Below are 4096 nucleotides of genomic sequence, written 5' to 3'. Positions count from 1 at the left end.
AGACTATATTCCTATTCACCTCATCCCAAAGAGGGGCGTGTCCAGGGACGCCACGAGACGCGGGATGAGGGCGGCGCCTGCGGGTGGGGCTCGTAATCCTGCCTCCGGGACGCTCTGGGTCGGCCGTCCGCTCCTAATGATGAGGGGCTGCAGGTAGGCCTGCTGGACGTTGGTCTGGTCGAACGCGGGCGAAAGCCTGCGGGATAAGGGTGGGCGAGGCTCATCCGGCCAGTCCCGGAAGAACGGCTCCGGAGCGAAAAGTCGTCGCGGTGGAGCGTCGTGAGGCGGGCGGCCTGCGTTCAGGCCGCGCACGCCGGAAACGGCGTGATTTATCAAAGGCGCCTTGCGGCGCTCCACGCCCTCAGCGGGCGGTTCAATCGGGGGACAGTGCTGAACGTCACGCTCCGCGCCAAAGGCGCGGAAACGAGAACCCATGCCTGGAGCGGACATGAAACGAGCATCGAGACCTGAACGCCTGCGCCGCAGCCGCGGTCGTAATGCTGGATTGAAATTCGCGGACGAAAACTCGGCTTCCGACGAGAACCCGATCTCCAGGCGCATTCTCCGCAAGATCATGGATGTGAGCGAGGCGTGGCGCACCTGTCGGCGGCGCATCTGCAAGCGCGGGCGCGGCTGCCGTGGGCGTGATGTTCAGTGTGCGTCCGAGCGCGTCGTCCCGGTCCCGCGCAATCCGGAAAAGGCCGCGCGCGATCAGGCGCGGAACATGGCGCTGTTGCAGCGCATGCTGGCCGAACGGCTGGAGCAGGTGACGGCTGCTGCGGAGGCGGCAGAGACTCACAGGCAGCAGGTTCAGAAGCAGAAGCCCCGGAGCCGCTAGATTGACAGTATACTGAAAAACAGTATGCTGTTCAAAAAAGAGAGCCCAAGGAAGTCACCTCGGCGAAGGGGCCGGATCCAATTCGGGAGGACAAGACATGGCGACCAAATCCAATCCATCGATCATCGTGGCGGGCGGCGGCATCGGCGGCCTGTCGGCAGCCATGGGGCTTGCGCGCAGCGGTGCGAAGGTCACCGTTCTCGAACAGGCTGACACCTTCGGCGAAATCGGCGCCGGCATTCAGATCGGGCCGAACGGCTTCCATGCCATGGACTATCTCGGCGTCGGCAAGACCTGCCGAGAACGTGCGGTCTACATCGACGCACTGATCATGATGGATGGCCTCTCGGGCGAGCAGATCCTGCGCGCGCCGGTCGGTGAAGATTTCCGCAAGTTCATGGGCAATCCGTATGCGGTGATCCACCGTGCCGATCTTCACAGCGCATTTCTCGATGCCTGCCGTGAATCGCCGAATGTGACTCTGGTCAACAAGGAGCGTGTGGTCTCCTACGAGAACACGCCGAACGGCGTTCGCGTGAAAACAGCGGCCGGTACGGTTTATGAGGCCGACGCCCTGATTGGCGCCGACGGCATCAACTCCGCAATCCGCAAGCAGATGACGGGCGGCGATCCGTTGCGATTGTCCGGCCATGTTGCCTATCGCGCGGTCCTCCCGGTCGAACAGATGCCGGAAGACCTGCGCTGGAATGCGGCCACCATCTGGGTCGGTCCCAAGACCCATTTCGTGCATTATCCGCTGCAGGGCTGGAAGACCATCAACCTGGTCGCGACCTTCGTTACCGATCTTGAGAATGTCGGCAGTAACGAGCCGGGCAAGCGCGAAGAGGTGGTCGAGAAATTCGGGCACATCGTGCCGCGCATCCGCAAGGTTCTGGAAATTCCGAAGGACTGGCGGCGCTGGGTGCTGGGGGACCGCGATCCGATCGCGAGCTGGATCGACGGCAATGTCGCATTGCTCGGCGATGCGGCACATCCGACCTATCAGTATTTCGCGCAGGGCGCCTGCATGGCGATGGAAGACTCGGTGTGCCTGTCCGATGCGTTCGAGAAGTCCGGCGGCGATGTCGTGGCGGCATTCAAGGCTTATGAGACCATCCGTATCCCGCGGGCCTATCGCGTCGTGCTGTCGGCGCGGGAGCTTGGACGCGTCTTCCATGCCGACGGTGTCGAGCGGCTGGTGCGCAATGCGTGGCTGAAGGACAAGACTCCGGACGAGTTCAACCAGTCAGTCCGCTGGATCTATGGCGGCAACGGTCTGACTGGCGCCAAAGCGCAGCCGGGCTCCGGCGATCGCGCGACCTGAAGGTGACGGCGGGCCAGCGTCATGCAGCTCAAGGAATTGCAGACACAGCCCGGACACCTGATCCGGCGCGCGCAGCAGATTGCGGTCGCGATCTTCATCGAGGAATGCGCGGCGTTCGATCTCACGCCGGTCCAGTATGCGGCGATGGTCGCCATCATGGAGAATGAGGGGATCGATGCGACGCGACTGTCGGCGCAGATCGCGTTTGATCGCTCGACGCTCGGCAATGTGCTGGAGCGGCTGGAAACGCGCGGTCTTGTCGAGCGCTATCCGTCGCCGGACGACAAGCGGATCAAGCTGCTGAAGTTGACGGCGCAGGGACGTTCGGTGACGCGGCGTGCGGAAGAGGGCGTACGCCGCACCCAGGAACGCATCCTCGCGCCTCTCAACGCGAAGGATCGGCGTGTGCTGCTGGCGCTTCTCGCACAGCTCGTCGAGCTGAACAACGATGCCTCACGCGTGCCGCAGCGTCTGACCGCCTGATCTTCGTTTTCGCCCGATTTCTGCCGCAGACATTACTTTTTCCTTGACTGCCTCGCCGAGGCTTGCATTCGGCGCATGGCTTATGGCGACTTACGCGCGGCCCGCGCTCACTCCTGCAACATGCGGTTACAAAGCGTGACATGTGATGCGGAACGTGCCGCATCGTGGCCGCATTGCGCCGTGTAAACGCAACATATCTTCCACAAAGTCCGGAGCTGAGATGACTGGTGCAAACACCATTCGTGCTTCTCTCTTCCCGCTGAGCCTCATTGCCGCTGGCCTCGTCCCGATGTCGGGGGCCAACGCCAATGAAGCTTATTCCGCTCTCGTTCACAGCCACGCTGCCGCGCACGGCTTGCCGCCGTCGCTCGTGCATCGCGTCATCATGCGCGAGAGTCGCTACAACCCGCGTGCCGTGTCGAAGGGCAATTACGGCATGATGCAGATCCGGCTCGGGACCGCGCGTGCCATGGGCTACACCGGCAGCGCCGCCGGCCTGCTCGATCCCAACACCAACATGACCTATGCGGTGAAGTATCTGGCCGGCGCTTACCGGGCTGCGGGCGGCAATCATGACCGCGCGGTCGCTCTCTATGCGCGCGGCTATCATGATGTGGCGCGGCGTCAGGGCTCCAGCGCGGTCGCGCTTGCCAATGGCCGTCGTATGGCGCCGGCCTACGCGACCGTTCAGGCGCCTGCGATCGGGGCGCCGCTCCCGGAATTCTCGTCCGAGGCCCGGAGGTCTCGCGGTCAATATGTCGGATCGCGCCGTGCTCCGCGTGTCACGACCTCGCGCGACCAGGAGATTCGCTGACAGTTCGGCAAGCCGGCGCCGTGGGGGCGCCGGTTTCCCCTTTCGGTGTGATCAAAATGCCGGGCGGCATTTGCCTTGCCGCCCGGCATTGCTATGAGTGCGGTCCCGCGCGCCACCCGCCGGCCCGGGCCCGTAGCTCAATGGTTAGAGCCGGCCGCTCATAACGGTCTGGTTGCAGGTTCGAGTCCTGCCGGGCCCACCAATAGCTCCCTGTCAGCGTCTCAGGCTGACGCGCATCCGAAACAGGCCGCCCGGGTAAAGTGATTGCGGACGTCAAAGCATTGAATCTGTGTCTCAATCTTTCTTACGATAACAATTGTGCTTGAAATCAAGGGCTGAAGGATCGCCTACATTGCGATGCTGGAGTATCGTATGACGACCTTGAGGTAAGGTTCGTCCGCTTGAGAGGGCTTCACGTGATCGGTTTGGATGGAGATTCCGCCCGAGCGTTTTCCGACACGATCGGCGCGATCTATGACTGCGCTCTCGATCCACATCGGTGGCCGGACACTTGCCGGAAGATAGCCGATCTATGCGAAAGCACCGGCGGCGGGATTTGCGTTCACGATCTTCGGCACACCCAGAATGATCAGCTTTTCGTGTTCGGATACCAAGCCGAATTTCTGAAGAGATTAGG

At 62.6% G+C, this 4096-nt stretch carries 4 protein-coding genes, 1 tRNA gene and 1 pseudogene; all 6 read left to right on the top strand.

The window, feature by feature from the left end:
* Positions 1-448 precede the first annotated feature (448 nt).
* Complete coding sequence (locus VNZ93_RS19695) at positions 449-838, top strand: hypothetical protein (RefSeq protein WP_325709123.1); 390 nt, start codon at positions 449-451, stop codon at positions 836-838.
* Between the two features lie 97 nt (positions 839-935).
* A complete protein-coding gene (locus VNZ93_RS19690; protein ID WP_325709120.1) occupies positions 936-2162 on the top strand; it encodes a 3-hydroxybenzoate 6-monooxygenase in 1227 nt (408 codons plus the stop codon).
* 21 nt (positions 2163-2183) lie between these two features.
* The gene (locus VNZ93_RS19685; RefSeq protein ID WP_325709117.1) at positions 2184-2645 is read left to right on the top strand and encodes a MarR family transcriptional regulator; all 462 of its coding nucleotides are present in this window, start codon (positions 2184-2186) and stop codon (positions 2643-2645) included.
* Positions 2646-2934: 289 nt separating this feature from the next.
* Positions 2935-3459: a transglycosylase SLT domain-containing protein gene (locus VNZ93_RS19680; protein ID WP_325709126.1), complete on the top strand. Its 525-nt coding sequence runs from the start codon at positions 2935-2937 to the stop codon at positions 3457-3459.
* A 126-nt stretch (positions 3460-3585) separates the two neighbouring features.
* A tRNA-Ile gene (locus tag VNZ93_RS19675) sits at positions 3586-3661 on the top strand.
* 214 nt (positions 3662-3875) lie between these two features.
* Positions 3876-4096, top strand: a pseudogene (locus VNZ93_RS19670) (hypothetical protein); the annotation flags it as partial.

The sequence above is a fragment of the Pseudorhodoplanes sp. genome (genome assembly GCF_035565795.1).
In the GTDB taxonomy this organism is placed as follows: domain Bacteria; phylum Pseudomonadota; class Alphaproteobacteria; order Rhizobiales; family Xanthobacteraceae; genus Pseudorhodoplanes.
The sequence above is the reverse complement of the archived record's forward strand: the minus strand, read 5'-3'. Positions and strand labels throughout refer to the sequence as shown.

Excerpts from the sequence above, each read along its gene's own strand:
- VNZ93_RS19690 (WP_325709120.1), top strand. The coding sequence starts at position 936 with ATGGCGACCAAATCCAATCCATCGATCATCGTGGCGGGCGGCGGCATC.
- VNZ93_RS19680 (WP_325709126.1), top strand. The coding sequence starts at position 2,935 with ATGTCGGGGGCCAACGCCAATGAAGCTTATTCCGCTCTCGTTCACAGC.
- VNZ93_RS19695 (WP_325709123.1), top strand. The coding sequence starts at position 449 with ATGAAACGAGCATCGAGACCTGAACGCCTGCGCCGCAGCCGCGGTCGT.
- VNZ93_RS19685 (WP_325709117.1), top strand. The coding sequence starts at position 2,184 with ATGCAGCTCAAGGAATTGCAGACACAGCCCGGACACCTGATCCGGCGC.